28 protein-coding genes are annotated in these 24,338 nt (G+C 71.3%); 13 read left to right on the top strand and 15 right to left on the bottom strand.

The window, feature by feature from the left end:
• Positions 1-32: 32 nt before the first annotated feature.
• Genes AB0J66_RS26755 through AB0J66_RS26735 form a run of 5 tightly spaced genes read left to right on the top strand, consistent with a single transcriptional unit; the run spans position 33 to position 4,701 of the window.
• A complete protein-coding gene (locus tag AB0J66_RS26755; RefSeq protein WP_364665876.1) occupies positions 33-1,184 on the top strand; it encodes a hypothetical protein in 1,152 nt (383 codons plus the stop codon).
• 22 nt (positions 1,185-1,206) lie between these two features.
• The gene (locus AB0J66_RS26750) at positions 1,207-1,953 is read left to right on the top strand and encodes an SDR family oxidoreductase (protein ID WP_364665873.1); all 747 of its coding nucleotides are present in this window, start codon (positions 1,207-1,209) and stop codon (positions 1,951-1,953) included.
• 10 nt (positions 1,954-1,963) lie between these two features.
• Complete coding sequence (locus AB0J66_RS26745) at positions 1,964-2,530, top strand: VanZ family protein (RefSeq protein WP_364665871.1); 567 nt, start codon at positions 1,964-1,966, stop codon at positions 2,528-2,530.
• 9 nt (positions 2,531-2,539) lie between these two features.
• A complete protein-coding gene (locus AB0J66_RS26740) occupies positions 2,540-4,054 on the top strand; it encodes a histidine kinase (RefSeq protein WP_364665869.1) in 1,515 nt (504 codons plus the stop codon).
• The gene (locus AB0J66_RS26735; RefSeq protein ID WP_364665867.1) at positions 4,051-4,701 is read left to right on the top strand and encodes a response regulator transcription factor; all 651 of its coding nucleotides are present in this window, start codon (positions 4,051-4,053) and stop codon (positions 4,699-4,701) included. The genes AB0J66_RS26740 and AB0J66_RS26735 overlap by 4 nt, the downstream gene beginning before the upstream one ends.
• Here AB0J66_RS26735 and AB0J66_RS26730 read toward each other — a convergent pair.
• Complete coding sequence (locus tag AB0J66_RS26730; RefSeq protein ID WP_364665864.1) at positions 4,698-5,414, bottom strand: ABC transporter permease; 717 nt, start codon at positions 5,412-5,414, stop codon at positions 4,698-4,700. The two genes, AB0J66_RS26735 and AB0J66_RS26730, sit on opposite strands and share 4 nt — an antisense overlap.
• Positions 5,411-6,115, bottom strand: a complete 705-nt coding sequence (locus tag AB0J66_RS26725) for an ATP-binding cassette domain-containing protein (RefSeq protein WP_364665861.1) — start codon at positions 6,113-6,115, stop codon at positions 5,411-5,413. The genes AB0J66_RS26730 and AB0J66_RS26725 overlap by 4 nt, the downstream gene beginning before the upstream one ends.
• A gap of 174 nt (positions 6,116-6,289) precedes the next feature.
• On the opposite strand from AB0J66_RS26725, the gene AB0J66_RS26720 reads away from it, so the two are divergent.
• Genes AB0J66_RS26720 through AB0J66_RS26710 form a run of 3 tightly spaced genes read left to right on the top strand, consistent with a single transcriptional unit; the run spans position 6,290 to position 9,447 of the window.
• Positions 6,290-8,008: a histidinol-phosphatase gene (locus AB0J66_RS26720; protein WP_364665858.1), complete on the top strand. Its 1,719-nt coding sequence runs from the start codon at positions 6,290-6,292 to the stop codon at positions 8,006-8,008.
• Positions 8,005-8,499, top strand: a complete 495-nt coding sequence (locus tag AB0J66_RS26715) for a hypothetical protein (protein WP_364665856.1) — start codon at positions 8,005-8,007, stop codon at positions 8,497-8,499. The genes AB0J66_RS26720 and AB0J66_RS26715 overlap by 4 nt, the downstream gene beginning before the upstream one ends.
• Positions 8,500-8,523: 24 nt before the next feature.
• Positions 8,524-9,447, top strand: coding sequence for a 5,10-methylenetetrahydrofolate reductase (locus tag AB0J66_RS26710; RefSeq protein WP_364665853.1), 924 nt, complete (start codon positions 8,524-8,526; stop codon positions 9,445-9,447).
• Between the two features lies 1 nt (position 9,448).
• On the opposite strand, the gene AB0J66_RS26705 is transcribed toward AB0J66_RS26710, so the two are convergent.
• A complete protein-coding gene (locus tag AB0J66_RS26705) occupies positions 9,449-10,321 on the bottom strand; it encodes an aldo/keto reductase (RefSeq protein WP_364665850.1) in 873 nt (290 codons plus the stop codon).
• A 71-nt stretch (positions 10,322-10,392) separates the two neighbouring features.
• Here AB0J66_RS26705 and AB0J66_RS26700 point away from each other — a divergent pair, with 71 nt between their 5' ends.
• A complete protein-coding gene (locus AB0J66_RS26700) occupies positions 10,393-11,094 on the top strand; it encodes an NADPH-dependent F420 reductase (RefSeq protein ID WP_364665848.1) in 702 nt (233 codons plus the stop codon).
• Between the two features lie 13 nt (positions 11,095-11,107).
• Here AB0J66_RS26700 and AB0J66_RS26695 read toward each other — a convergent pair whose 3' ends face one another.
• Together AB0J66_RS26695 and AB0J66_RS26690 are read right to left on the bottom strand one after the other, a co-directional pair.
• The gene (locus AB0J66_RS26695) at positions 11,108-11,575 is read right to left on the bottom strand and encodes a PIN domain nuclease (RefSeq protein ID WP_364665845.1); all 468 of its coding nucleotides are present in this window, start codon (positions 11,573-11,575) and stop codon (positions 11,108-11,110) included.
• Positions 11,572-11,781, bottom strand: a complete 210-nt coding sequence (locus AB0J66_RS26690) for a type II toxin-antitoxin system VapB family antitoxin (RefSeq protein WP_364665843.1) — start codon at positions 11,779-11,781, stop codon at positions 11,572-11,574. The genes AB0J66_RS26695 and AB0J66_RS26690 overlap by 4 nt, the downstream gene beginning before the upstream one ends.
• A 181-nt stretch (positions 11,782-11,962) precedes the next feature.
• Between AB0J66_RS26690 and AB0J66_RS26685 the strand changes: the two genes are divergently transcribed.
• Together AB0J66_RS26685 and AB0J66_RS26680 are read left to right on the top strand one after the other, a co-directional pair.
• Positions 11,963-12,256: an MTH1187 family thiamine-binding protein gene (locus AB0J66_RS26685; RefSeq protein WP_364665841.1), complete on the top strand. Its 294-nt coding sequence runs from the start codon at positions 11,963-11,965 to the stop codon at positions 12,254-12,256.
• Positions 12,253-12,930, top strand: coding sequence for an HAD family hydrolase (locus tag AB0J66_RS26680; RefSeq protein WP_364665838.1), 678 nt, complete (start codon positions 12,253-12,255; stop codon positions 12,928-12,930). The genes AB0J66_RS26685 and AB0J66_RS26680 overlap by 4 nt, the downstream gene beginning before the upstream one ends.
• Here AB0J66_RS26680 and AB0J66_RS26675 read toward each other — a convergent pair.
• A complete protein-coding gene (locus tag AB0J66_RS26675) occupies positions 12,917-13,699 on the bottom strand; it encodes an isoprenyl transferase (RefSeq protein WP_364665836.1) in 783 nt (260 codons plus the stop codon). The genes AB0J66_RS26680 and AB0J66_RS26675 overlap by 14 nt on opposite strands.
• Positions 13,696-14,484, bottom strand: a complete 789-nt coding sequence (recO, locus tag AB0J66_RS26670; RefSeq protein ID WP_364665833.1) for a DNA repair protein RecO — start codon at positions 14,482-14,484, stop codon at positions 13,696-13,698. The genes AB0J66_RS26675 and recO overlap by 4 nt, the downstream gene beginning before the upstream one ends.
• 100 nt (positions 14,485-14,584) lie before the next feature.
• On the opposite strand from recO, the gene AB0J66_RS26665 reads away from it, so the two are divergent.
• Together AB0J66_RS26665 and AB0J66_RS26660 are read left to right on the top strand one after the other, a co-directional pair.
• On the top strand, positions 14,585-15,373 hold the full coding sequence (locus AB0J66_RS26665; protein ID WP_364665830.1) for a DUF4097 family beta strand repeat-containing protein: 789 nt from the start codon (positions 14,585-14,587) through the stop codon (positions 15,371-15,373).
• Positions 15,374-15,380: 7 nt separating this feature from the next.
• Entirely contained in the window at positions 15,381-16,115 is a 735-nt protein-coding gene (locus AB0J66_RS26660; protein ID WP_364665827.1) for a thioesterase family protein, read from the top strand.
• Between the two features lie 51 nt (positions 16,116-16,166).
• On the opposite strand, the gene AB0J66_RS26655 is transcribed toward AB0J66_RS26660, so the two are convergent.
• The 8 genes from AB0J66_RS26655 to AB0J66_RS26620 form a co-directional block, all read right to left on the bottom strand.
• A complete protein-coding gene (locus AB0J66_RS26655; RefSeq protein ID WP_364665824.1) occupies positions 16,167-17,213 on the bottom strand; it encodes an acyltransferase in 1,047 nt (348 codons plus the stop codon).
• Positions 17,214-17,295: 82 nt separating this feature from the next.
• On the bottom strand, positions 17,296-18,180 hold the full coding sequence (era, locus tag AB0J66_RS26650; protein ID WP_364666366.1) for a GTPase Era: 885 nt from the start codon (positions 18,178-18,180) through the stop codon (positions 17,296-17,298).
• A 905-nt stretch (positions 18,181-19,085) separates the two neighbouring features.
• On the bottom strand, positions 19,086-19,466 hold the full coding sequence (locus tag AB0J66_RS26645; RefSeq protein ID WP_364665821.1) for a cytidine deaminase: 381 nt from the start codon (positions 19,464-19,466) through the stop codon (positions 19,086-19,088).
• Positions 19,459-20,838, bottom strand: a complete 1,380-nt coding sequence (locus AB0J66_RS26640) for a hemolysin family protein (RefSeq protein WP_364665819.1) — start codon at positions 20,836-20,838, stop codon at positions 19,459-19,461. The genes AB0J66_RS26645 and AB0J66_RS26640 overlap by 8 nt, the downstream gene beginning before the upstream one ends.
• A gap of 6 nt (positions 20,839-20,844) precedes the next feature.
• Complete coding sequence (gene ybeY, locus AB0J66_RS26635; protein WP_360251887.1) at positions 20,845-21,315, bottom strand: rRNA maturation RNase YbeY; 471 nt, start codon at positions 21,313-21,315, stop codon at positions 20,845-20,847.
• Positions 21,316-21,337: 22 nt separating this feature from the next.
• Positions 21,338-22,414: a PhoH family protein gene (locus tag AB0J66_RS26630; RefSeq protein ID WP_364665816.1), complete on the bottom strand. Its 1,077-nt coding sequence runs from the start codon at positions 22,412-22,414 to the stop codon at positions 21,338-21,340.
• A gap of 147 nt (positions 22,415-22,561) precedes the next feature.
• Positions 22,562-23,938 (bottom strand): serine hydrolase domain-containing protein, encoded by a 1,377-nt coding sequence (locus AB0J66_RS26625; protein ID WP_364665813.1) that lies wholly within the window; start codon positions 23,936-23,938, stop codon positions 22,562-22,564.
• On the bottom strand, positions 23,935-24,288 hold the full coding sequence (locus tag AB0J66_RS26620) for a histidine triad nucleotide-binding protein (RefSeq protein ID WP_364665811.1): 354 nt from the start codon (positions 24,286-24,288) through the stop codon (positions 23,935-23,937). Before AB0J66_RS26620 ends, AB0J66_RS26625 begins: the two co-directional genes overlap by 4 nt.
• Between the last annotated feature and the right edge of the window lie 50 nt (positions 24,289-24,338).

The following is a 24,338-nucleotide window of genomic DNA, read 5'->3' as shown; positions in this document are numbered from 1 at the left end:
ACGCGATGTCATCACTGTAGGAGGCACCTGTCATGACCGACGACGTCTGGATCCTGGGCGGCACCGGCCGCAGCGGCCGCGCCATCGCCGCCGAGCTCATCGCCCGTGGGATCGGCCCGGTGCTGGTCGGCCGCGACGAGGACCGGCTGCTGGCGGCGCGCCGCGCCGTGGCCGAAGCCGCCTTGGAACCCAACGGCTCCCTCCGCCCGGGCTCGGAGGCCATCGACCGGATTCGTACTGTGGTCGCGCTGACGCTCGAGGAGACGGCTGCTGAGATCCGGCGGCAGCGGCCCGCGGTGGTGATCAACACGGTCGGGCCGTTCGGGGTGACGGCGGGGGCGATCATTCGGGCCTGTCTGCCGGCGGGCCACTACGTCGATCTGGCCAACGACGTCGCCGCCGTCTCGGCCGTGCTCGGGCGGCACGATGAAGCCGCCGCGGCCGGGCGGTCGCTGGTGACCGGCGCCGGTTTCGGGGTGACGGCCACCGAGAGCGTCGTGGTCAAGCTCGGCGAGGGCACTTCAACCCCGGTGGACGTACGGGTCGACATGGTCCCGTCCTTGGCGATCGAGGCCGGCCGGCTCGGTGAGGCCCTGGCCGCGACGATCCTCGAGGGCCTGCCCGGTGTCGAGGGTGGCGGGCGGTTCCAGGGGCGCCGCTACCGCGACGGCCGCCTGGTCGCCGCCCGCATCGCGGGCGACGCCGCCCCGCTCACGCTGCCCGACGGCACCCGGGTGACCACCGCCGGGATGCCGCTGGGTGAGCTGATCGCCGCCCAGCGCGCGAGCGGCGCTCCTTCGGTGCTGGCCGCGTCGAGCGAGGCCCCCACCGCCCCGATCGCCCGCGCTCTCATGCCGTTGCTTCTCCCTCTGCTGGCGTTCACCCCGCTGCGCCACTTCGCCATCCGCCGCCTGGCCGCCGTCGAGGTGAAGGCCCGCCCCCGGCCGCGCGAGCACTCGTGGGGTCACGCCCGTCTCCGGTGGGCCGACGGCACCGTGCGGGAGGGCTGGCTGCGCCTCGGTGACGCGCAGACCTTCACCGGCGCCGTCCCGGCCGAGGTCGCCCGGCGCCTGCTGACCGGCGAGGGCCGCCCCGGCGCGTACTTCCCGGCCTCGCTTTTCGGCCCGTCCCTGGCCGAGTCGTGCGGCGGCGAGTACGTCCTCGCCGGGTTACCGTCGGCGTGACCGACCGGAGAGGGGACGCGTCATGCGGATAGCGGTGGCCGGGGCGACCGGGAACATCGGGAGCCGTACCGTCGCGGCCCTGGAGGGCAACGGCCACGAGGCCGTACGGATCAGCCGGTCCCACGGTGTCGACCTGCTCGACCCCCGCGGCCTCGACCAGGTGCTGTCCGGTGTGGACGCGGTCGTCGACGTCATGAACGGCCCGGCCACCGACCCGCTCGAGGCGATCACCTGGTTCACCACCGCCTCCCGCAACCTGCTCGCCGCCGAGGAGCAGGCCGGGGTGCGCCACCACGTCCTGCTCTCGATCGCATGTCTTCACCGGGTCGGCGGCAACGCCCACTACGCCGCCAAACGCGCCCAGGAGCAGGTCGTCACCGAAGGCCCGATCCCCTGGACCATCGTTCCGGCCACCCAGTTCCACGACTTCGCCGCCATGGTCACCGCACGGACCGAACGCGACGGCGTGGCCACCGTCGCTCCCCTGCTGCTGCAACCCGTCGCCCCCGGCGACGTGGCCGGGGTCCTGGCCGAGCTCGCCGCCGGCGACCCCCAGGGCCGTTACGCCGATCTGGCCGGCCCCGAGCCGCAGGACATGGTCGACATGGCCCGCCGCACGCTCCAGGCGCAGGGTCGCACCGTGAAGCTGATCCCCACCTGGGACGGCCCGTTCAGCACCGAGATGGCCGGCAAGGTCATGCTCCCCGACCCGGACAACGTCCGCCTCGCCCCGACCACGTTCGACGAGTGGCTGGCCGGGCCGCACTAGCATCCGCGGCATGCTCAGGGACTGGCACGACTGGTTCGCCACGATCAGCGGGGTGGTCGCCCTGACGGTGCTCGCCCTGCCGGTGGCCGCGCTGGTGGTGTGGGCCCTGGCCCGGCGCCGGGGTGGGTGGCGGAGGCCGGTGGCCGAGGTCGGGATCGTCTACGGGACGGCGCCGTGGGTGTGGATGATCCTGTTGCCCGCGCACGGCGCCGGCGAGGACCGGGTCAATCTGGTTCCGCTGCGGGACCTGATCGACGTCGTGACCGGCGGGCCGCTGACGGCGACGGTTCAGATCGCCGGCAATCTGCTGGTCTTCGCGGCGCTGGGCTTCTTCGGCCCGGTGCGGTTCGCGGCGCTGGCGTCGGTGCCGCGGGTGCTGGCGCTCGGGGCGCTCTGTTCGGTCCTGGTCGAGACCCTGCAGTACGTCCTGCGCCTGGACCGGGTCTCGTCGGTCGACGACGTGCTGCTCAACGCCGCGGGCGCCGGACTGGCCGCGCTGGCGTCGCGCCGCTGGTGGCAGAAATCCGGGGCGGCACTTGACTTTCGTCGGTACCGCGCGGGGGCCGCCGCTGATTAGCCTGACCGGATGCGCGAACGGCGGGAGTGGCTGGCCGACGGTCTGCTCGGCGTGATCCTGGCCGCCCCGGTCCTGGCCAACCAGGCCATGCGAGGCAACGCCCTCGGCTGCGCGGGCGCCCTGGTGGCCAGCGTCGCCGCCACGGTGCTGGCGCGGCGGTGGCCGCTGGCCGGCTGGTTGATCGTCGTGCTGGCGACCGTTCTGGACGGCAACTTCGCGTTCGGGATTCCCGTGCTGAGCTATCTGGTCGGCCTGCGCACCGAGCGCATCCGCCCGGTGGCCGGCGCGTTCGCCGTGGTCGCCGCCGCCGGGAGCGCCTTCAATCTGGCCGTGCTGGAGGTGGGGCCGGCCGAGTGGTTCGAGCTGGCCATGTTCCTGCTGGTGCTGGGCGTCTTCCCGTGGCTGGCCGGCCGTTATCAGGCCCAGCGCCGGCGCCTGGTCACGGCCGGCTGGGAGCGCGCCGCCCGCCTGGAGTCGGAGCGCCGCATGGTCGTCCTGCGGGAGCGGGCCCGGATCGCCCACGAGATGCACGACTCGCTCGGCCACGAGCTCAGCCTGATCGCGCTCGGCGCCGGCGCCCTGGAGACCAGCCCCGACGTGCCGGAGCCGCAGCGGGCCGCGGCGACCCGGATCCGCGAGTCGGCCGCCACCGCCACCGACCAGCTGCGCGAGATCATCGGCGTGCTCCGCGACGAGACCGAGGCGGCGCCGCTCGATCCGGTCGACGCGCCGGTCGAGTCCCTGGTGGACAACGCCGAACGGGCCGGAATGACCGTGACGATGACCCGCACCGGCGGCGAGCCGCCGGCCGCCGTCGAGCGCACGGCCTACCGGGTGGTCCGCGAGGCGCTCACCAACGCGAGCCGGCACGCCACCGGCACCCCCGTCACGGTCGACCTCATCCACGGCCCGGACCGGACGACCATCTCTGTCACCAACCCTCCCGATCCGATAAATCAGAAACATTCGGAAGGCGGGGCGGGCGCGGGTGGCGCGAGCGCGGGTGGCGCGGGCGCGGGTAAGGCGGGCACGGGCGCGGCAGGTGGAGGGGGTGCGGCCGCGCCAGGGAGCGGGACCGGGTTGGTGGGGCTGCGGGAGCGCGTACGGCTCAATGGCGGAACCCTGACCGCCGGGCCCGGCCCCGACGGTGGTTTTCGGCTGGAGGCCGAGATCCCGCACCAGGCCGCGCCCGCCGCGCCGGAAGCCGCCGCGACCGAGATGAAGCGCCGGGTCCGCCGGAGCCTGGCCGCCGCGGTGCTCACGCCGGCCGCGTTGGCGCTGGTGACCGCGGTCGCCTACTACCCGTTCGCGGCCAACGGCTCGGTGCTCGACAGCGACGCCTTCGACCGCATGACCGTCGGCACGCCGCGGGCCGCGCTCGATCTGCCCGGCCGCCAGGCCTGGGTGCGGGACCGGGAGGCCGGTTGCGAGTACTACAGCGACGGCAATTTTCCCCTGGCCGACGCCTCGTACCGGCTCTGTTTCGCCGACGGCCGACTGATCCGGAAGGACACGCTGCAGTGACGATCCCGGTGCTGATCGCCGACGACGAGGCGATGATCCGGGCCGGCATCCGGGCCATCCTGGCCAACGATCCGGGCATCGAGGTGGTCGCCGAGGCCGCGGACGGCGCCGAGGCGGTCGAGGTGGTCCGGCGCCGCCGGCCGGCCGTGGTGCTGATGGACATCCGGATGCCCACCCTCGACGGGCTGGCCGCCACGGCCGAGATCCGCCGGCTGGCCCCGGAGACCGGGGTGGTCGTGCTGACCACGTTCGGCGAGGACGAGTACATCGTGAAGGCCGTCGCCGCCGGCGCGGCCGGGTTCCTGCTCAAGGCGGGCGATCCGCGCGAGCTCACCGCGGGGGTACGCGCCGTGGCCGCCGGCGCCGCCTACCTGTCCCCCAAGGTCGCGCACCGGGTGATCACCGAGCTGGCCGGCCCGCGCCTGAACGCCGGGGCGGCCGCCCGCGACCGGGTCGACGGCCTGACCGAGCGCGAGCGGGAGGTGCTGGCCCTGGTCGGCGCGGGTCTGTCCAACGCCGAGATCGCCCGCCGCCTGTTCCTGGTTGAGGGCACCGTGAAGGCGTACGTGAGCAGCCTGCTCAGCCGTCTCGGGGTCCGCAACCGGGTCCAGGCGGCGATCCTGGCCTACGAGGCGGGTCTCGTTTAGGCGTCGCGCCGTTTCAGCGACTGCCAGCCCGCGACACAAGCGAGCGCCGTCCACGCCATGAGGATCAAAAGACCGACGGCCTGGGGGTACGGATCGGAGTCGCCGGCCAGGAAGTGATTGCCCGCAACCCCCGGGAACGCGTCCGCGATGCCGTTCAAAACTGAAATGTCGGGAATCTGCAGGAGCGGCGGGACCACGACTATCACCATGAGCAGGACCACCAGCGTGACCACCGGGCCTCGCAACGCTGCGCCGAGACCGGTCGCCATGACACCGATCAGCGCCAGGTAGATCCCGATTTTTGCCCCGTTGGCGGGAATTCCGGACGAATCATCGAGGATGCCGCCCGCGATCATCCCGCCCAACAACCCGGCTATCAAGCCCGCGACGAGCGTGACGGCCGCGACCACGGCAACCTTGGCCGACAGCAGCCGTCCCCGCGACGGGACCCAGCTCAGCGTCGCCCGGATCGTCCCGGCCGAATACTCGCTCGTCATCACCAGCATGGCCAGGGCCACGAACGCGAGCTGGGCGATCGCGACGGACATCACCGCCACGTCCCCGGCCGACGACGCGTCCACATCACCGTTCTCCACGTAAAGAGCGTTCTGCCCGGCCGCCGCCGCCATCAGCACGAAGGCGGCCAGCAGCGCCCACCACACCGTCCGGGTCGTCCACAGCTTCGTCCACTCGGAACCGATCGCCGCCCTCACGCCGCACTCTCCGTCAGCTCGTAGTACGCGTCCTCCAGCGAGGCGTGCCCGCCGATCAGCTCGTCCATCGGCGCGTCGGCCAGCAGCCGCCCTTTGCCGATCACCACGAGATGCCCGGCCGTCAGCTGCACCTCGGTCAGCAGGTGGCTGGAGACGAAGACCGTCCGCCCCTCGGCCGCCAGGTCGCGCAGCAGCTTGCGGATCCACCGCACCCCGTCCGGGTCGAGCCCGTTGACCGGCTCGTCCAGCAGCAGCACCGGCGGGTCACCGAGCAGCGCCCCCGCGATCCCCAGCCGTTGTCCCATCCCGAGCGAGTACGTCCCGGTCCGCTTCCCGGCCGCGCCGGCCAGCCCGACGATCTCCAGCACCTCGTCGACCCGCCGGTCCGGGATCGCGTTGCTGCGCGCCATCGCCCGCAGATGGTTACGGCCCGTACGGCCCGGGTGCGCCGCCTTCGCCTCGAGCAGCGCGCCCACCTCGTGCAGCGGCCACCGATAGTCGGCGTACCGCCGGTTGTTGACCAGCGCCCGGCCGGAGGTCGGCCGATCCAGCCCGAGCACCATCCGCATGGTCGTCGACTTGCCGGCCCCGTTCGGCCCGAGGAACCCGGTCACCCGGCCGGCCCGTACCTCCAGGTCGAGGCCGTCGACCGCGAGCGTACGGCCGTACCTCTTCGTCAGTCTTTCCAGCGTTATCGCCATGCCCCGAACGTTAGGGACAGGCCCACCCCGAGCACCCGACACGAAGGACAGAGATCGACCTTACGAAAGTAATTTCCCTGCCCGTCACTGGATCGACAGCGGGCGTTGGCGTGATCCAGCGAACGTGTGCCAGGTAGAGCATGCGTCGATCTCTCGAGTGGGAGAAACACCGATATGGGTCACGGCCACGACCACGAGCACGACCACACGCACGAGAGCGCCGGGGGCAACCTCGAGCCGGCTCTCGACATGAGCATCCCGGACAGCGAGCTGTCGCCGTCCGACGTCTCCCGCCGCGGCTTCCTGCGCGGCGCGGGCCTGCTCGGGGCCGGCGCTGCCGCCTCCGTGCTCGCCGTGCCGACGGCCGCCCAGGCCGCCGGTCTGCCGCACAGCCACGGCCCGGCCGGCGGCGGTTCCGGCAAGGGCGGGTTCAAGTGGCTCGCCGGTGACCACCACATCCACACGCAGTACAGCTCGGACGCCCAGTACCGGGTGATCGACCAGGCCCGCCACGGCCGTGCGTTCGGCCTCGACTGGGTGGTCATCACCGACCACGGCAGCGTGGCCCACGCCAAGATCGGCGTGGAGAAGGTCAACCCGGACATCGTGAAGACCCGGGAGGAGTACAAGGACCTCCTGACCTTCCAGGGTCTGGAGTGGAACATCCCGGCCGCCGAGCACGCGACCGTCTTCGTGACCCCGAGCCGGAACGAGGTCTCGGTTCTCAAGCAGTTCGAGAACAACTACGACGGCAACCTGCTGCCGGCCACGAACACCGAGGCGCAGAACGAGGCGGCCGCGATCGCCGGCATCAAGTTCCTCGGCTCGCAGGTCCGCGCCCGCAAGATCGACGGTGCGCTGTTCCTGGCCAACCACCCGGCCCGGCGCGGCATCGACTCGCCGCACGAGATCCGCAACTGGCGCGACGCCGACCCGTCGGTCGCCGTCGGCTTCGAGGGCGCCCCCGGCCACCAGGCCGCCGGCATCCCGGCCCCGAACGGCCGGGGCGGCGCGCGGGGCTACTACGACAACAACCCGTCGGCCGCCTCGTACGCCGGGTACCCGCTGGAGTCGTACCGCACCTGGGGTGGTTTCGACTGGATGACCGCCACGGTCGGCGGCCTCTGGGACAGCCTGCTCGCCGAGGGCAAGGCCTGGTGGATCACCGTCAACTCGGACTCGCACGTCAACTACCTGGACCAGTCGGACCGGGGTCCGGACAGCAACTTCGACCTCAACGGCAAGTACAACGACCCGGTCTACACCGGCAAGACGCTGACCACTGCGGGCGACTTCTGGCCGGGCTACTACGGCCGTACGAACGTGGGCGCGACCTCGTTCGGCTACAAGGCGGTCATGGACGGCCTTCGGGCCGGCCGGGTCTGGGTCGACCACGGCCGCCTGATCAAGGGCCTCGACGCCCGGGTCCGTACGGCCGGTGACCGCCGACCGTCCACCGGCACCCCGCTCGGCGGCGTGCACCAGGTCAGGCGGGGCACCAGCACCGAGCTGACCCTCGAGATCGACCTGCAGGACGTGCCCAACTGGGCGCAGTTCGTGCCGGTCCTCAAGCGGGTCGACGTGATCGTCGGCACCATCACCGGCCCGGTCAAGGACCGCGACTCGTTCGAGGCCCCCGACACCAAGGTGGTCAAGTCCTTCGAGATCAGCGCCGGCGCCAAGAAGGTGTCGCTGTCGTTCGCGCTGGGCCGCCTGGACAAGCCGTTCTACGTCCGGGTCCGCGGCACCGACGGCAAGCGCACGCAGCCCGGCCTGCGCGGTGCGGGTATCGACCCGTTCGGCCCGAAGCTGGACGTGAACGGCGACGCCGACCCGTGGGGCGACCTGTGGTTCTACACGAACCCGATCTTCGTCCTGCCGTCGGGCCGGTGACGTTGTACCGCTCGGTGGCGTCGACGGTGGCCGGGGTCAGCCTCGGCCACCGCGAGGTGGCATCAGCCGACCACTGGATCTTGTCGCTCGAGCCGCAACCGCAGGTGGCCTGCACACATTTGGTGAAGAACCCGTTCCCACACGTGGCGATCAGCCTGGTCGGGGTTTCCGGCTTCGAGACGGATGCTGAGCTGCAGGCGGCCGCGGACGAGGCTTTGTCCGGAAAATTCGGGCGCGCCGTCGTGTTTCCGGGTTCGTCGGCGCTGACGGGGAAGCTGACCGTCGCCGAGGTGCTGGCGACGACGGCCATCGACCGTGTCGACGTGCTGGGCTCCGGCCCCGCCGATGACTCCGACATCTTGGACACGCGTGATTTCGTACGGCCGCAGTATCGAAACGGCGAGCTGGTGCTGACCACGACGCCGGCGGCCGGCGGGGTGCTCGTCCCGTTCGAAACGCGGGATCCCACCCCCTGCTGCGCCGGCCACTGACCGGCGCTTCCTACGCTTGTCGCCATGTCTCTGCAGTCCAAGCTCGAGCAGGCCACGGGCGGGGTGATGCTTTTCGGCATCACCCCGCCCCGGCGCAGCGCCACCCCGGAGAAGGTCAAGGAGATCGCCGAGGTCACCGTGAAGCGGCTGGCCGGCCTCGACCTCGACGGGCTCATCCTGTACGACATCGACGACGAGTCGGACCGGAACCCGGACGAGCGCCCGTTCCCCTACCTGCCGACCATGGACCCCGCCGAGTTCCACGCCTCTTTCCTGGGCGCCTGGGACAAGCCGGCGATCATCTACCGCTGCGTCGGCAAGTACACCCCCGCCGACCTGGGCTCGTTCCTGGCCGGGGCCGACCCGGCGAAGGTGCTGAGCGTCTTCGTCGGCCCCTCCACCGGCGCCAAGGACGTCCGCACCACCCTGCGCCAGGCCCAGGAGCTACGCGCCTCGCTGCGCCCCACCCTGCCCCTGGGCTCCGTGGTGATCGGCGAACGCCACGCCCGCAACGGCGACGAACACCACCGCATGATCGCCAAGCAGAAGCGCGGCAGCACCTTCTTCGTCACCCAGGTCATCTACGACCTGAACGAGACGAAGAACCTCCTCACGGACTACTTCTACGAGTGCGCCACCCAGAACCTGATGCCCCGCCCGGTCATCTTCACCCTGTCCCTCTGCGGCTCGGAGAAGACCCTGGAGTTCCTCAAGTGGCTGGGCGTGGACGTCCCCCGCTGGCTGGCCACCACCTTGAGCCACTCCGCCGACCCGCTGGCCGACTCCTACCGCGAGACCTTGGCCATAGCCCAGGACCTGCACGGCTTCTGCACCCGCCTGGGCCTCCCCTTCGGCTTCCACGTCGAGAGCGTCTCCATCCGCAAGGCCGAGATCGAAGCCGCCACCGAGCTGGCCGCGGAGGTCGCCGCCCTGCTGCGCACCTCATAGATCAGAGCGCCGCCAGGTCGTCCGCCGTCAGCCGGATCGCGGCGGCTGCGATGTTCTCGCGCAGGTGACGTTCGTCGCCCGTGCCGGGGATGGCCAGCACGTTCGGTCCTTGATGGAGGGTCCACGCGAGGCGTACCTGGTGTGGTGTCATCCCGTGCGCCCGCGCGACCCGCCGGACGGCCTCGTCGTGGTCGTTGCTCGCGCCGTCCTCGCGCCCCGCCCCGGCGATCGCGAAGAACGGCACGAACGCGATCCCGCGGGCGGCACACGCCTCGACCAGATCGTCGTCGCGGCGCAGGTCGACGGCGTAGCTGTTCTGCACGCAGACCACGGGCGCGATCGCGGCCGCCTCGTCGACCTGGTCCAGCGTCGCGTTCGACAGCCCGAGGTCGCGGATCAGCCCGTCCTGCCGCAGGTCGGCGAGCGCCCCGAAGCGCTCCGCCACCGAGCCGCCGCGCCGGGTCAGGCGCAGGTTGACCAGGTCGAGCCGCTCGACGCCGAGCCGCCGCAGGTTCTCCTCGACCTGCCCGCGCAGCTCGGCCGCCGTCTCGGCCACCTTCCACTCGCCCGACGGCAGCACCCCCGGTCCCACTTTCGTGGCCAGGACCAGACCTTGGGGGTACGGAGTGAGGGCCGCCCGAATCAGATCGGCCGCAAACCGCGGCCGGCCCTCGCCGACCTCGAGGATTCCGCCGGGCGAGAAGTAGAAGGCGGCCGTGTCGATGTGGTTGACCCCCAGCTCGACCGCCGTCCGTAACACCCGCACCGCGATCGAGGTGTCCTGACGCGGGGTCAGCCGCATCGACCCGAACCCCATGCGGTTGACCCTGGTGTCACCGAGAACCCACGTGCCCGCTGCCTCTGCTGAAGTCACCGGCGGGACGGTAGTCGCTTGGCGCAATTTCTCCCGGTCGTTGATAGTTTTTACATCGGTTCACGGTTGGAATGAGCCGCGCCCGTCGCGGGTTGTCGCGGAGTATGACGACTATCGGATTCATCGGCAGCGGTTACATCGGTGGCACCGTGGCACGGCTGGCCGTCGCGGCCGGCTACGACGTCGTGGTGAGCAACTCCCGCGGCCCCGAGACGCTGAAGGAGCTCGTCGACGAGCTCGGCCCGAAGGCCCGCGCGGCCACCGCCACCGAGGCCGCCGCGGCCGGCGACATCGTCGTGGTGAGCGTCCCGTTCAAGGCGTTCGACCAGCTCCCGGTGGCCGAGCTGACGGGCAAGGTCGTGCTCGACACGAACAACTATTACCCGCAGCGTGACGGCCACTTCGAGGCCCTCGACGCCAAGTCGACCACCAGCGCCGCCCTGGAGCAGGAGCACCTGGCCGGCGCCAAACTGGTCAAGGTCTTCAACAACATCAACTACAAGCACCTGGCCTCCCTGGCCCGCCCGGCCGGCGCCCCCGACCGCTCGGCCCTCCCCATCGCCGGCGACGACGAGACCGCCAAGCAGACCGCCACGGAGTTCCTCACCACCATCGGCTACGACGCCGTCGACACCGGCTCCCTCGCCGAGAGCTGGCGCCAGGAGCCCGGCCAGCCGGTCTACGGCCCGCCCTACGGCACCTACGAGGACCCGATCGGCACCCCGGCCGACGCCGACACGATCCGCAAAGCGGTAGCCGCCGCCCAACGCTGACGGCGGCCCTCCGCTAGTTGAGCGAGCCTCTGTCCGCCAGCCACTGCACTGGCTGACCGGTGGCCGCGGCTACGCACAAGAAGTCTGCGTCGTAGTGAAGGAGCACAAGGTTGTGCTCCTCAGCGGTCGCGGCCGTGAGAAGGTCGACTGGGCCGGCCGATCGGTGCCGGCCCAGTTCGGTGAGGCACTCCTGCACCTCCCCGGCCCGGGCCCAGACGCGATCGGGCATGAAGACCCATAGATAGGACTCGGCGAGAATCTCTTTGAGTGTCTCGCGATCCGCCAGAGACTGAGCGCTGTACATGATCTCGAGTTCGGTCACCGGACAGACCATCAAGCGCCCGGAGCCGATCTTCTCGCGCCAATCGGCTCGGACTCGCTTGTCACGCAACAAGCGAACTAGAGCGCTGGTGTCGACCAGATAGCTCGACTCCCTCGGCTCCGACAGCGCTTCTTCATCCTCCTCCCCGTCCTCGATCATGGTCGATAATTCTTCTTGTCGAGCAACTCGTCGAAGTAGCCGGCGTCCGCCATTGCGGCGAGCTTGTCGAATGCGTCAAGACGACGCTGGCGCTTCGCGAACTCATGGAGCGCCCTGTTGATGGTGTCTTCGGGCACGGTCGTGCCAAAGTACTTGGCGGCCAAGGCCAGCGCTTTGTCGTCAAGATCGACCTCGCTCTTACTCATCAACGCCTCCATGTTTCCGCCACCTCCCCTGAAGGTATCTGACTGGTCTCATGCCTACCTGTCATGCGACCAGAGTAGTCATGCGTCCGAGTGGAGGCAATGTACTCACCGGTCTAAATTCGAACGGAGGTTCGGGTGGGCGTGATCGGCAGGGTCCGGCCCGGGCTGAGACCATGGAGGGGTGCTTGTTGCCTTTTCTGTGACGCCGATCGGCGTGGGTGAGTCCGTGGGTGACCTTGTCGCCGAGGCCGTGCGGGTGGTGCGGGCCTCCGGCCTGCCGAACCGGACCGATGCCATGTTCACCACCATCGAGGGTGAGTGGGACGAGTGCATGGCGGTCGTGAAGCAGGCCGTCGACGCGGTCGGGGCCAGGGGTGGGCGGGTCAGCCTGTCGCTCAAGGCCGACATCCGGCCCGGCGTGACCGACGGGCTCACGTCCAAGGTCGCGCACATCGAAAAGGCGCTGCAGGGGTGAAACGCCTGGTCATGTGGGACATCGACTACACCCTGCTGCGCGGCGGCGGGGTGGCCGCCTCGGCTTGGAAGGCCGCCTTCACCGAGCTGACGGGTGTGCCGTGGCGGGAGACGCCGATCTTCGGTGGGCGCACCGACATGGACATCTGCGCCGAGGTGTTCGCCACGCACGGGATCACCGACTGCACGCCCGAGCGGTTCTTCCTGCGCTACGTCGAGAACGTTCAGAGCACCCAGCATCTGTTCGCCGTGCAGGGCGCGCTCATGCCGGGCGTACGGGAGGTGCTCGCGCGCCTCGAGCAGCAGCCGGGTGTGGTGCAGACGCTGGTCACCGGGAACGTGCCGGAGGTGGCGCGGGCCAAGGTGGCCGCGTTCGAGCTGAGCGCGGCCTTCGACGCCGAGGTGGGCGGTTACGGCACCGACGACAGTGTGCGGGCCACCCTGGTGCGGCGCAGCCTGGAGCGGGCCGAGGCGAAGTACGGCGAGCGTTTCCGGCCCGTCGTCATCGGTGACACCGTCAACGACGTCACGGCGGCGCTGGCCAACGGCGCCTTCGCCGTGGCCGTCGCGACCGGCGCGACGCCGGCGGAGGACCTGGCACGAGCCGGCGCCCATGCCGTCCTGCCCGACTTGTCCGACGTGAACAAGACGGTGGAGCTTCTCACGTCGGGCTGACCGGGTTGGGCAGCGCCCCGCCGAAGCGGCGGTCGCGGCTCGCGTACAGCTCGCACGCATACCAGAGGTGGCGGCGGTCGAAGTCGGGCCAGAGGGTGTCGAGGTAGACCATCTCCGCGTAGGCCGACTGCCACAGCAGGAAGTTGGACGTGCGCTGCTCGCCCGAGGGCCGCAGGAAGAGATCGACCTCGGGCACCTCGGGGTGGTAGAGGTACTTCGCGATCGTCTTCTCGTTGACCTTGCCGGGGTCGAGCTTGCCCGCGGCCACGTCGCGGGCGATGGCGGCGGCGGCGTCGGCGATCTCGGCCTGGCCGCCGTAGTTGACGCAGAACTGCAGGGTGAGCGTCTTGTTCTTCTTCGACATCTCCTGCGCGGTCTCGAGCTCGGAGATGACGCTTTTCCACAGCCGGCCGCGGCGGCCCGACCAGACGACCCGGACGCCGAGGTCGACCAGCTGGTCGCGGCGGCGGCGGATCACGTCGCGGTTGAACCCCATCAGGAAGCGCACCTCCTCGGGGGAACGCTTCCAGTTCTCGGTGGAGAAGGCATAGGCCGAGAGGTACGGGATGCCGAGCTCGATCGCGCCCTCGATGGTGTCGAACAGGGAGTGCTCGCCCTGTTCGTGACCCTTGGTGCGGGAGAGCCCGCGCTCCTTGGCCCAGCGGCCGTTGCCGTCCATCACCAGCGCGATGTGCTTGGGCAGGGCCGCCTTGGGCAGCGCGGGCGGCGTCACGCCGGAGATGTGCGGAGTGGGTGGACGCGGCGTCATGCGGTGGGACTCTCCCGTCGGTCGACCAGCGGGAGCGAGCGCAGCGCCCGCTCCATGTGCCATTGCAGGTGGGCGGCGACCAGGCCGCTGCACTCGCGGCGGACACCCGCCTCGGAGGCGTCGGCGACCAGCCAGTCGCCGGCCGTCAGCGCGGACATCAGGCCGAGGGTGGCCGGGCTCGGGTGGGCCGAGCCGGGTGGGCGGCAGTCGGGGCAGACCGAGCCGCCGGCCGGCACCGAGAACGCCGCGTGCTGCCCCGGGGTGCCGCAGACGGCGCACTCGGCGATCGCCGGGGCCCAGCCGGCCACGGCCATGCCGCGCAGCAGATAGGCGTCGAGGACGAGGCTGCCGGCGTGCTCGCCGACGGCCAGGGCCTTGAGCGCGCCCAGGGTGAGCTGGAACAGGCGCAGCGCCGGCTCGCGCTCGATCGGGGTGAGCCGCTCGGCCGTCTCGGCGATGGCGCTGGCCGCCGTGTAGCGCGGGTAGTCGCCGAGGAACTGCTTGCCGTAGAGGGCGACCGCCTCGACCTGGCTCACCGAGTGCAGCGCGCTGCCGACCCCCTCGGGCGAGCCGGCGAGCTGCAGGTCGATGTGGCCGAAGGGTTCGAGCCGGGCGCCGAAGCGCGACGTCGTGCGGCGCACGCCGCGGGCCACCGCGCGCAGACGGCCGTGGCGGCGGGTGAGCAGCGTGATGATCCGGTCGCTCTCGCCCAGTTTCTGCACGCGCAGGACCACCGCGTCGTCGCGGTAGAGCTGGCGGCGGTATCCGGCGGGCACGACAGACATTCTGCCCGGTGGGTACGACAGACCCTGACCCGGATCTCAGGGTCATCTCGGGGAGGGCTCCGATGGTGTCACCGCCCCACCGGGCCCTAGCGTCACAACCATGACCACCACCTGGGCCCGGCGGACCGGCCTCCTCGTCCTCATCGGCGCTGCTACGGCGGGTCTGACCGCGTGCGGCGGGGTCGTCGGGGCCACCCTGACCTACAACGACACGGAGAAGACGAAGATCACCGAGATCCGGCTGACCGGCGGCTCGGGCGACGTGGCCATCACCACGGCCGACGTGACCGAGACCACGATCAAGCGGGTGATCCGCAACAGCTCCGACCCCGGCGACTCCTACCGGCTGCAGGGCTCGACGCTGTTCCTGGACACGTCGTGCGGGGTCGACTGCTCGGTGTCGTACGAGGTGAAGGCCCCGGCCGGGGTGGCCGTGCGCGGCGATCTGCGCTCGGGTGACGTGAGCCTGAGCGGCGCCGGCGCCACCGACGTGCACCTCACCTCGGGCGACATCAATGTGGTCGACGCGGCCGGCCCGGTGGCGCTGCGCGCGACCTCCGGCGACATTCGTGTGGTCAACGCGAAGGACAAGGTCACCGTGCAGAGCACGAGCGGCGACGTCGACGTGCTCGACGCCGCCGGCCCGCTCGATCTCAAGCTCACCTCGGGCGACATCGACGCCGTGCTGACCACCGTGACCGACGTGAAGGCGCAGACCACCAGCGGCGACGTCAACGTCCGGGTGCCTCAGGGCAAATACCGGATCAGCACGTCGAGCAGCGGCTCCGGCGACGCCGAGGTGCAGCGTCTCACCAACGACCCCACCGCGAAGAACTCGATCGATCTGCGCACCTCCAGTGGTGACGCGACGCTCATCGCGACGCCATGATCGGGGGATGAGCTTCTATCTGCCGCTCGGCGACGGCGCGTACCGCCCGACGAAGTCGACCGAAAGCCCCTGGGACGAGGCGATGCAGCACGGTGGCCCGCCGGCCGCCCTGCTCGGGCGGCTGATGCGCGTCGACGGGCAGCGCCTGGCCCGGATCTCGGTCGACTTCCTGGGACCGATACCCCGCCGGGACGTACGCGTCGAGGTGTCACCGCTCAAACCGGGCCGGCTCACCACCCTCAACGAGGCCCGGATGACCGTCGACGGGCGTACGGCCGTGATCGCCCGGGCCTGGCACATCGCCCCCGGCCCGCCGCCCCCGGTGATCACCGAGACCACCGCGGCCGGGCCGCTGCCCGATCACTCGGACGTGTTCTTCCCGGAGAAGCCGGACTGGGGCTACGGCCGGGCCATCGAGTGGCGCGCCACCGACCGGACGAGCATCTGGACCCGGGTCAAGCACGAGCTGATCGACGGCGAGGAGAACACCGGCCAGGACCGGGCGCTGATCATCGCCGACTCGGCCAACGGGGTCTCCGCGGTGCTCCCGCTGGACAAGTGGCTGTCCATCCCGCCCACGATGAGCACCGCCCTGCTGCGCGAGCCGGCCGGCGAGTGGGTGCACCTGTCCTGCCGCACCGCGCTCAGCAACGACGGCCTGGGCCTGTGCACCGGCGAGCTCTACGACGCCGAAGGCGCCCTCGGCGCCGTCACCCAGCCCTTGCTCGTCCGCGCCCGCTGAGCAAGCCGTGCTCGCCCAAGGGCCGAGCACGGCAGGGCGTGTAGCACCGGCTCAGCCGTTGGCTGCTCCGCGGGCCGGCGCGCTGGCCACGAGCTCGCCCACGGGGGCCGGCGAGACCGGCACCGCGCGGATGCGGGCGCCCGGCACCAGGGACGGGCGGCGGCCCGCCGAGAGGTCCTCGACCCAGCCGACCGCCATCACCACCAGCGCCAGCAGCGCCGCCACCACAACGAGCCGCCAGGAGATGCCGACCCAGCCGGCGACGGGCAGGCCGGTCGCCTCGGCCAGCCGCACGACCAGGATGATCAGCGGCACGTGCCACAGGTAGATCGACAGCGCCCGCGCGTTGAGCACGGTCAGCACCCGCCACGACGGGACCCGCGGGTTGATGCTGAGCGCGACCAGGATGAACGCGGTCGACCAGAGCGCGTTGGCCAGTGGGATGTCGTTGAGGTCGAGCCCGCGCGGCCCCGGGTGGGTCAGCGCCCACACCGCGCCCGTCGCGGCCAGCGCCCCGGCGATCCACCAGCGGCGCCGGAGCCGGGTCAGCATGCCGTCGTGGTGGGCGAACCCGAGCAGCCACGCGCTTCCGTACAGGCACAGGTCCCGCACGATGGCCGGCGGCGTCAGGCCGCCGAAAACGATCACGCCGAGCCCCACGAAAGGGAGCAGGAGGGTGAAGAGCGGGAACCGGCGAAAGAGCGGCAGAAGGAGCGGCGAAAGCAGGACGAACCACAGGAAGTCTCGCAGGTACCACATCGCGGCCAGGCCCTCGAGCCAGAAGCCGGTGGCCGGCGGGTCCTCCAGCGGGAAGGCCCAGAGCAGCACCTTCCAGTCCCAGACGAGCCCGCCGAGCAGCATGAGCGGGACGGCCACCCCGGCCAGCACCCACAGCGCGGGCAGCAGCCGGTGCAGGCGCCGCTCCACCGCCCGCGGGCCGTACCGGTCCAGCGAGGCCGCCATCATGCTCCCGGCCAGGGCGAACATGACCGACATGGCCGGGAAGAGAATGGTCAGGGCGGCCCAGCCGCTGGAGTGGTAGACCACGACCCGGACGGTTGCCGCGGCACGCAGGAGGTCGAGGTACCTGTTCCGCATAGGGTTCGTTGTTACCCAATTACGGACCAGAGCCGCAAACCAGCGTGAATTATCCCATAATCGAGAGATTGTCCTATTTAGATCAAAAACCTAGCTTACGCAGCTGTCGCGGGTCCCGCTGCCACTCCTTGGCCACCCGGACGTGAAGATCGAGATAAACGCGGGTGCCGAGCAGGTTCTCGATCTCGGCGCGGGCCTGGCTGCCGACGTCCTTGAGGCGCGCCCCCTTGGCCCCGATCACGATCGACTTCTGACTGTCCCGCTCCACGTAGAGATCCGCGTAGATCTTGGTGACGCCGTTCTCGACCATCATCTCCTCGACCAGCACCGCGATCGAGTGCGGCAGCTCGTCCCGCACCCCCTCCAGCGCCGCCTCGCGGATCAGCTCGGCGATCAGCACCTGCTCCGGCTCGTCGGTCAGCACGTCGTCCGGGTAGAGCTGGGGCGATTCGGGCAGGTGCTTGACCAGCACGTCGACCAGCGTCTGCACCTGGTGTCCCGACACCGCGCTCACCGGAACAATCTCCGCGAAGTCGTAGAGCTCACTCACCGCAAGCAGATGCTGGGCCAGCGTCGCCGGATCGACCAGGTCGACCTTGGTCACGACAGCGATGATCGTCGCTTTGAGCTCGGCCATCTCGGCCGAGATGAACCGGTCGCCGCGCCCCACCGGCTCGTCGGCCGGGAAGCAGATGCCGATCACGTCGACCTCGCTCCACACCTCCCGCACGAGATCGTTGAGCCGCTCGCCGAGCAGCGTGCGCGGCCGGTGCAGCCCCGGGGTGTCAACGAGCACGAGCTGCGCGTTCTCCCGGTGCAGAATGCCCCGGATCACGTGCCGCGTCGTCTGCGGCTTGTTCGACGTGATCGCGATCTTCTGCCCGATGATCGCGTTGGTCAGCGTGCTCTTGCCGGCATTCGGCCGCCCCACGAAACACGCGAACCCGGCGCGGTAGACATCGTCCACGACCTCGACCCGCGACGCCTCCTGGTGACGGTGCCGCTTCTTCCGCGGACCACGCTGCGTGACCTCACCCCCGCGGTGGTCACTCTGCGCGCTCACCTCCAGCACTTCAGCGGTACGCGTCGCCTCCGCTCCGCCGGATTCCGACCGCCCGCGGCCCTCGCGCCCACTGGTCCTTTCCCGGTCCCCGTCTGCCCCCGCCCGCGAGCCGCGCCGACCCACGTCACCACCACGCCCAACATCACGCTGTCCCGGCCCACGCTGCCCATCGGCACCCCGCCCGGCGGCGCCGTGCCCGGCCCGCTGCCCACCAGAACCCGGCCCGGCCGAACCGCGGCCACCCGCGCCCCGCTGCCCATCAGCACCCTGACCGGCCGCACCACGCCCCGAGCCACCCGGCGCACCACGCCCGGCCCCGCCCGCCGCACCGCGACCTGCGCCACCCACCGCACCGCGACTTGCGCCACCCGCCGCACCCCGACTTGCGCCGCCCGCAACACCGCGACCTGCGCCCCCCGCCGCACCGCGACCTGCGCCCCCCGCCGCACCACGGCCTGCGCCACCCGGCGCCGCGCGCCGCTCACCACTTCCTGGGGCCCCGCGCCGCTCGCCGCCCGCGTTGTCCGTCCGCCGCGCGGCCCGCCGCTCCTGGCGGCGCAGCTCATTGCGCTCCCCCGCCGTCAGCCGCCGCTCACCGTCAGCCACGGGCCGGTTGCCCGCGTCGGCCGAGGGCCGCGTGGCCCCGCCAGTCGCCGGCCGCTTCGCGGCGCCGGCCGAGGATCGCTTGGCCGCATCGCCCGAAGGCCGCTTCGCTGCATCGCCCGAGGACCGCTTGGCTGCGTCGCCCGAAGGCCGATTGGCCCCGCCCGCCACAGGCTGCTTGGCCGGGCGCTCGTCGCGTGCGTCGCTCATGCCGTGACCGTGCCGCGCAGGGTGCCGGCCGGGCCGGCCACGTGGATCGGCGCCGACGCCGACAGGTCACGCACCGCCGCGTGCCCGGAGCCGTCGAGCCCGTCCGCCTCGCTCACCACCGCCGCCGCCTCGATCGACGTCGCCCCGGCGGCCACCGCCGACGCCACCGCCAGCTGGAGGGCGGTCAGCGCCAGCGACGGGAGTCCGACCGTGGCCGCCGCGTACGTCCGGCCGTCCTGATCGCGTACCGCCGCGCCCTCCGCCGCACCCACCCGGGCCCGAGCCCCCCGGGCCAGGGTGACCAGCTTGTTGTCCTCGGCGCTCAGGGCGCCGCCGTCCGCCGCCGGAACGGTGGCGGGGGCGAAAGTGTCAGGCATCCGCGGTCTGTCTTTCCTCGTCCTCGGAGTCGGCTGGCGACTCGGTCTTCTCAACGTCTGTCTCTTCGGGCTCGACCCGGCGCACCAGCACCGAGTCGATCCGGTTGCGCCGCCCGGTGGTGCCCTCGGCGACCAGGTGCAGCCCGCCCACGTCGACCGTGGCGCCCGGGATCGGCACCCGGCCCAGCGCCTGGGCCAGCAGGCCACCGACCGTCTCGACCTCGTCAGCCGGCAGCTCCACCCCGAAGATCTCGCCGAGATCCTCGATCGGCAGCCGGGCCGTGACCCGCACCGCGCCGTCGGGCAGGTGCTCGACCGGCGGGCGCTCGACGTCGTACTCGTCGGTGATCTCGCCGACGATCTCCTCGAGGATGTCCTCGATGGTGACCAGGCCGGCCGTGCCACCGTACTCGTCGACGACGATCACGAGATGGGTGCGGGCCGCCTGCATCTCGGAGAGCAAATCGTCGACCGGTTTCGACTCGGGCACGAAGGTGGCCGGGCGCATCAGGTCGGCCACCGCCTCGGCCGTCGACGCCGGGTCGCCCGACTGGGTCCGCCGGATCACGTCTTTCAGGTAGAGCAGGCCGAGCACGTCGTCGACGCTCTCGCCGATCACCGGGATGCGCGAGAAGCCGGAGCGCAGGAAGAGGTAGAGCGCCTGCTGCAGGGTCTTCGACCCCTCGATCCACACCATCTCGGTGCGCGGCACCATCACCTCGCGGGCGATCGTGTCGCCCAGCGTGAAGACCGAGTGGATCATCTCGCGCTCGCCGTGCTCGACGACGCCGCGCTGCTCGGCCAGGTCGACCAGCTCCCGCAGCTCGACCTGGCTGCCGAACGGCCCCTCCGGGAAGCCCTTGCCCGGCGTCACCGCGTTGCCGATCAGGATCAGCAGCGAGGCCAGCGGGTTGAGCACCTTGCCGAGCCAGCGCACGAGGGGCGCGGCGGCCTTGCCCACGGCGTACGCGTGCTGGCGCCCGACCGTGCGCGGGGCCACCCCGACCACGACGAAGCTGACCACCGTCATCGTGCCCGCGGTGACCAGGGCCGCCGTCCAGCCGATGCCCCAGCTGTCCACGGCGACCAGCGCGACCAGGGTGGTGGCGGTCAGCTCGCACAGCAGGCGCAGCAGGAGCAGCAGGTTGAGGTGGCGGACGACGTCGGACGCGACCGCGGCCAGCGCCCCGGCCCCGCGCTCGCCCTCGCGGGCCATCTCGCTCGCGCGGGCCGCCGAGACGGAGCCCAAGGCGGCGTCGGCCATTGAGGCGAGCCCGGCCAGGAAGACCAGGAGCACGGCAAAGATGATCAGTTGCAGGTCCGGCAGACCCGCCGAAGCCGAACCTGCCGCGAGTGTATTGGCGGGGTCCATGACGCGTCAGCCGGTCTTCCGGCTGGCCCGCCAGCTTTGGAGCAGGCGGTTCTGCAGCCCGAACATCTCGCGCTCCTCCTCCGGCTCCGCATGGTCGTAACCGAGCAGGTGCAGCGCCCCGTGCACGGTCAGGAGGTGCAGCTCGTCGGCGGCGGAGTGCCCGGCCGCGGCGGCCTGTTTGGCCGCCACCTCGGGGGCGAGCACGATGTCGCCGAGCAGCGCCGGCTCACCCGTGCCGGCCTCGCCCGGACCGTGGTCGACGCTGCCCTCGTCCATCGGGAACGCGAGAACGTCGGTCGGGCCGTCACCACCCATCCAGCGGTGGTTCAGCTCGGCCATGTATTCGATGTCGACGAGCAGGATCGACAGCTCCGCGAGCGGGTTGACCCCCATCTCGTCGAGCGCGTACCGGGCCACCGCGAGGATCGCGTCGGTGTCGACCTCGACTCCCGACTCGTTGGCGATCTCGATGGACATAGTGGTGCGATTACCCCTTGGATCAGCGCCGTCGCCCGGACCGGCCGCCGCTGGCGGCCCGCCCCGGCACGGCGTGGACGGATTGAGTTGAGGCGGTCTCCTGCTCGGCGTCGTACCGCGCGTAGGCGTCGACGATCTCGGCGACCAGCCGGTGACGCACGACGTCGGAGCTGGAGAGCTCGGCGAAGTGCACGTCATCCACATTTTGCAGGATCTCGCGCACGACCTTGAGACCACTGGTCGTCCCACCCGGCAGGTCGACCTGCGTCACGTCACCCGTAACGACGATCTTGGCACCGAACCCGAGCCGGGTCAGGAACATCTTCATCTGCTCAGGCGTCGTGTTCTGCGCCTCGTCGAGAATGATGAACGCATCGTTAAGCGTTCTTCCCCGCATGTACGCCAGGGGTGCGACCTCGATCGTGCCCGCCGCCATCAGGCGGGGGATCGACTCGGGGTCGAGCATGTCGTGCAGGGCGTCGTAGAGCGGGCGCAGGTACGGGTCGATCTTCTCGTTCAGGGTGCCGGGCAGGAAGCCCAGGCGCTCGCCGGCCTCGACGGCCGGGCGGGTCAGGATGAGGCGGCTGACCTGCTTGGCCAGCAGGGCCTGGACGGCCTTGGCCATGGCGAGATACGTCTTACCGGTACCGGCGGGGCCGATGCCGAAGACGATCGTGTTCTCGTCGATGGCGTCGACGTAGCGTTTCTGGCCCAGCGTCTTGGGGCGGATGGTCTTTCCGCGCCGGGACAGGATGTTAAGGGTGAGCACCTCGGCCGGGCGCTCGGCGGTCTCGTCCTCCAGCATGGCGACGGTGCGCCGGACGGAGTCGACGGAGAGCGTCTCGCCCTTCTCGATCAGCTCGATGAGCTCGGAGAAGAGTCGCTCGGCGGTGGCGTTCTCGCCGGGGTCACCGGTGATGGTGATCTCGTTGCCGCGGACGTGGACGTCGCTGGCGAGAGTTCGCTCGATGAGCCGCAGGATTTCGTCCTTGGCACCCAGGAGGTTCACCATGATCTTGGGGTCGGCGACCGAGATCTTGGTTTGCACCCGCGCTGAGCTGCTGGAGCCTGCGCTGGAAGGGTTCGGCGTACCGGTCATAGGGCGGCCCGTAAGGCCTCCGCCACCTGCTCTCGTTCTCTTCGTCACCCGGTGGGGCGGCGTGCTGAAGAAGGAAGAGGACCATCGTATCCGCTCGGCCGCCCGGACGCCGATGCCATTATCGCCCGGGTCGGCCTGCGGAAAACGCTATTGCGGCCCGTCGGAGGCCCGGCCCCCGTCGAAGCCCTCCTGCACCCGGGCGAAGCGGTAGGTCGCCCAGTGCATCTTCACCACCTCACCCGACTCCGAGCGGGTCAGGCGCAGGAGCTCGCCCGCTTCGCGGCCGGAGGCCGTACGCAGCACGTCCGGCCGGTCCGGGAGCGGCTCGAAGATCGCCGGCGGGGTGTCGGCCGGCGCCTCGGCCGCGCGGGCCTGCAGCGCGCCGTCATGCCAGGAGAAGACGAACTGGGAGCCCTCGCCCCACCACGGCCCGAGCACGGAGCGGTATTCCGGCGGGGCCGGCGCGGCGGCCCGCCACGGCCTGATGTCGGCCGGGTCGAGCTCGGTCGCGAGCCGCAGCAGCTCGGGCACCAGGTCGTTGATCTCGCCGGCGGTGCCGGAGGAGCCGAGCACGGCGGCCGCCAGCCCGGGCGGCAGGCCGTTGCCGCGGCGGCCGTAGGCCCCGGCCAGGAAGCCGGGCATGGCCCCGTCGTGGCCGATGTCGACGACCCGCTTGGGGTGCGGGATCAGGATGAGGCCGAGACCCCAGCCGATGCTCCAGAGCGTCTCGTTGGTCGTGGTGGCCGGGAAGCGCATCTCCTCGAGAGTGGCCGCGGCCAGCACCTTGCCGTCCGGGTCGGCCAGCTGGGGGTGGGCCAGGAAGCCGGCCCAGGTGGCCATGTCGCTCGCGGTGCTCCACAGCTGGGCGGCCGGGGCGACCCCGCCGAGGTCGGTCTGCGGCTCGGGGCGGGCGGCGTCGGAGTACGCGTCGACCATGTAGCCCACCGCGGCCTGGGCCGGCGGCTCGAGCGTGGTGGCGGTGAGCTTGAGCGGTTCGAGGATCCGCTCGGCCAGCACCTCGGCCCAGGTGCGGCCACGCAGCTTGGCCACGAGCTGGCCGAGGACGGCGAAGCCGAGGTTGGAGTAGTGGAACCGGCGCGCGTTGGGCAGCACCCGTTCGGCCCGGTCGAGCTCGGCGATCAGCCCGGCGTCGTCCGGGGAGACCAGGGTGTCCCAGACATCGCCGTACGGCTCGCGCTGGAACCCGGCGGTGTGCGAGAGCAGCCGGCGGACGGTGGCGTCGCCGTGGGCGGGCACGTCGAGGTGCTTCGCGATGGGGTCGTCGAGGTCGAGCAGCCCCTCGTCGCGGCACTGGAGCACCAGCACGGCGGTGAAGGTCTTGGTGATCGACCCGATCCGGAAGCGGGTGTCGGGGGTCAATGGCCGGCCGGGCCGGCCGGAGTCGCCGACGGTGAAGACCCACGGCTCGCGGTCGGCCCGGTGCAGGGCGACCGAGAGGGCGGGGACGCGACCGTCGGCCTGCGCCTTGCGGGCGGCTCGTTCGTAGCGGGCCTCGGCGGTCATCGGGCGGCCAGCATGGGCCCGAGCGGCTCGCCACCGAGAACGTGCCCGTGGACGTGGAACACTTCCTGCCCGGCGTACGCCCCGGTGTTGAACAGCAACCGGAAGCCGTCGGCGACCAGCCCCTCGGCCTCGGCCACGACGGCGGCCGTGCTCAGCAGGTCGGCGGAGCCGGCCGGATCCTCCCGCGCGAGGGTGACCACGTCACGATGGTGCCGTTTGGGGATGACCAGCACGTGCACGGGCGCCTTGGGGTCGATGTCCCGGAACGCGAGGGTGGTGTCGGTCTCGTGCACGACCGTCGCAGGGATCTCCCCCGCCACGATGCGGCAGAACAGGCAGTCGGTGTCCACCCCAGGGATCTTAAGCTCACTCGCGGGAACCACAGGGATGGGAGCGCTTC

This window comes from Actinoplanes sp. NPDC049598, from assembly GCF_040675435.1.
Taxonomy (GTDB): Bacteria; Actinomycetota; Actinomycetes; order Mycobacteriales; family Micromonosporaceae; genus Actinoplanes.
The sequence above is the reverse complement of the archived record's forward strand: the minus strand, read 5'-3'. Positions and strand labels throughout refer to the sequence as shown.

Bases quoted from the DNA above. Each gene is read 5' to 3' on its own strand.
- AB0J66_RS26625 (WP_364665813.1), bottom strand. From the start codon at position 23,938: ATGACCGCCGAGGCCCGCTACGAACGAGCCGCCCGCAAGGCGCAGGCC.
- AB0J66_RS26750 (WP_364665873.1), top strand. From the start codon at position 1,207: ATGCGGATAGCGGTGGCCGGGGCGACCGGGAACATCGGGAGCCGTACC.
- AB0J66_RS26720 (WP_364665858.1), top strand. From the start codon at position 6,290: ATGGGTCACGGCCACGACCACGAGCACGACCACACGCACGAGAGCGCC.
- ybeY (WP_360251887.1), bottom strand. From the start codon at position 21,315: ATGTCCATCGAGATCGCCAACGAGTCGGGAGTCGAGGTCGACACCGAC.
- AB0J66_RS26745 (WP_364665871.1), top strand. From the start codon at position 1,964: ATGCTCAGGGACTGGCACGACTGGTTCGCCACGATCAGCGGGGTGGTC.
- AB0J66_RS26700 (WP_364665848.1), top strand. From the start codon at position 10,393: ATGAGCCGCGCCCGTCGCGGGTTGTCGCGGAGTATGACGACTATCGGA.
- AB0J66_RS26660 (WP_364665827.1), top strand. From the start codon at position 15,381: ATGAGCTTCTATCTGCCGCTCGGCGACGGCGCGTACCGCCCGACGAAG.
- AB0J66_RS26740 (WP_364665869.1), top strand. From the start codon at position 2,540: ATGCGCGAACGGCGGGAGTGGCTGGCCGACGGTCTGCTCGGCGTGATC.
- AB0J66_RS26675 (WP_364665836.1), bottom strand. From the start codon at position 13,699: ATGACGCCGCGTCCACCCACTCCGCACATCTCCGGCGTGACGCCGCCC.
- AB0J66_RS26710 (WP_364665853.1), top strand. From the start codon at position 8,524: ATGTCTCTGCAGTCCAAGCTCGAGCAGGCCACGGGCGGGGTGATGCTT.
- AB0J66_RS26630 (WP_364665816.1), bottom strand. From the start codon at position 22,414: ATGACCGGTACGCCGAACCCTTCCAGCGCAGGCTCCAGCAGCTCAGCG.
- AB0J66_RS26645 (WP_364665821.1), bottom strand. From the start codon at position 19,466: ATGCCTGACACTTTCGCCCCCGCCACCGTTCCGGCGGCGGACGGCGGC.
- AB0J66_RS26695 (WP_364665845.1), bottom strand. From the start codon at position 11,575: ATGATCGAGGACGGGGAGGAGGATGAAGAAGCGCTGTCGGAGCCGAGG.
- AB0J66_RS26655 (WP_364665824.1), bottom strand. From the start codon at position 17,213: ATGCGGAACAGGTACCTCGACCTCCTGCGTGCCGCGGCAACCGTCCGG.
- AB0J66_RS26755 (WP_364665876.1), top strand. From the start codon at position 33: ATGACCGACGACGTCTGGATCCTGGGCGGCACCGGCCGCAGCGGCCGC.
- AB0J66_RS26640 (WP_364665819.1), bottom strand. From the start codon at position 20,838: ATGGACCCCGCCAATACACTCGCGGCAGGTTCGGCTTCGGCGGGTCTG.
- AB0J66_RS26665 (WP_364665830.1), top strand. From the start codon at position 14,585: ATGACCACCACCTGGGCCCGGCGGACCGGCCTCCTCGTCCTCATCGGC.
- recO (WP_364665833.1), bottom strand. From the start codon at position 14,484: ATGTCTGTCGTGCCCGCCGGATACCGCCGCCAGCTCTACCGCGACGAC.
- AB0J66_RS26690 (WP_364665843.1), bottom strand. From the start codon at position 11,781: ATGAGTAAGAGCGAGGTCGATCTTGACGACAAAGCGCTGGCCTTGGCC.
- AB0J66_RS26725 (WP_364665861.1), bottom strand. From the start codon at position 6,115: ATGGCGATAACGCTGGAAAGACTGACGAAGAGGTACGGCCGTACGCTC.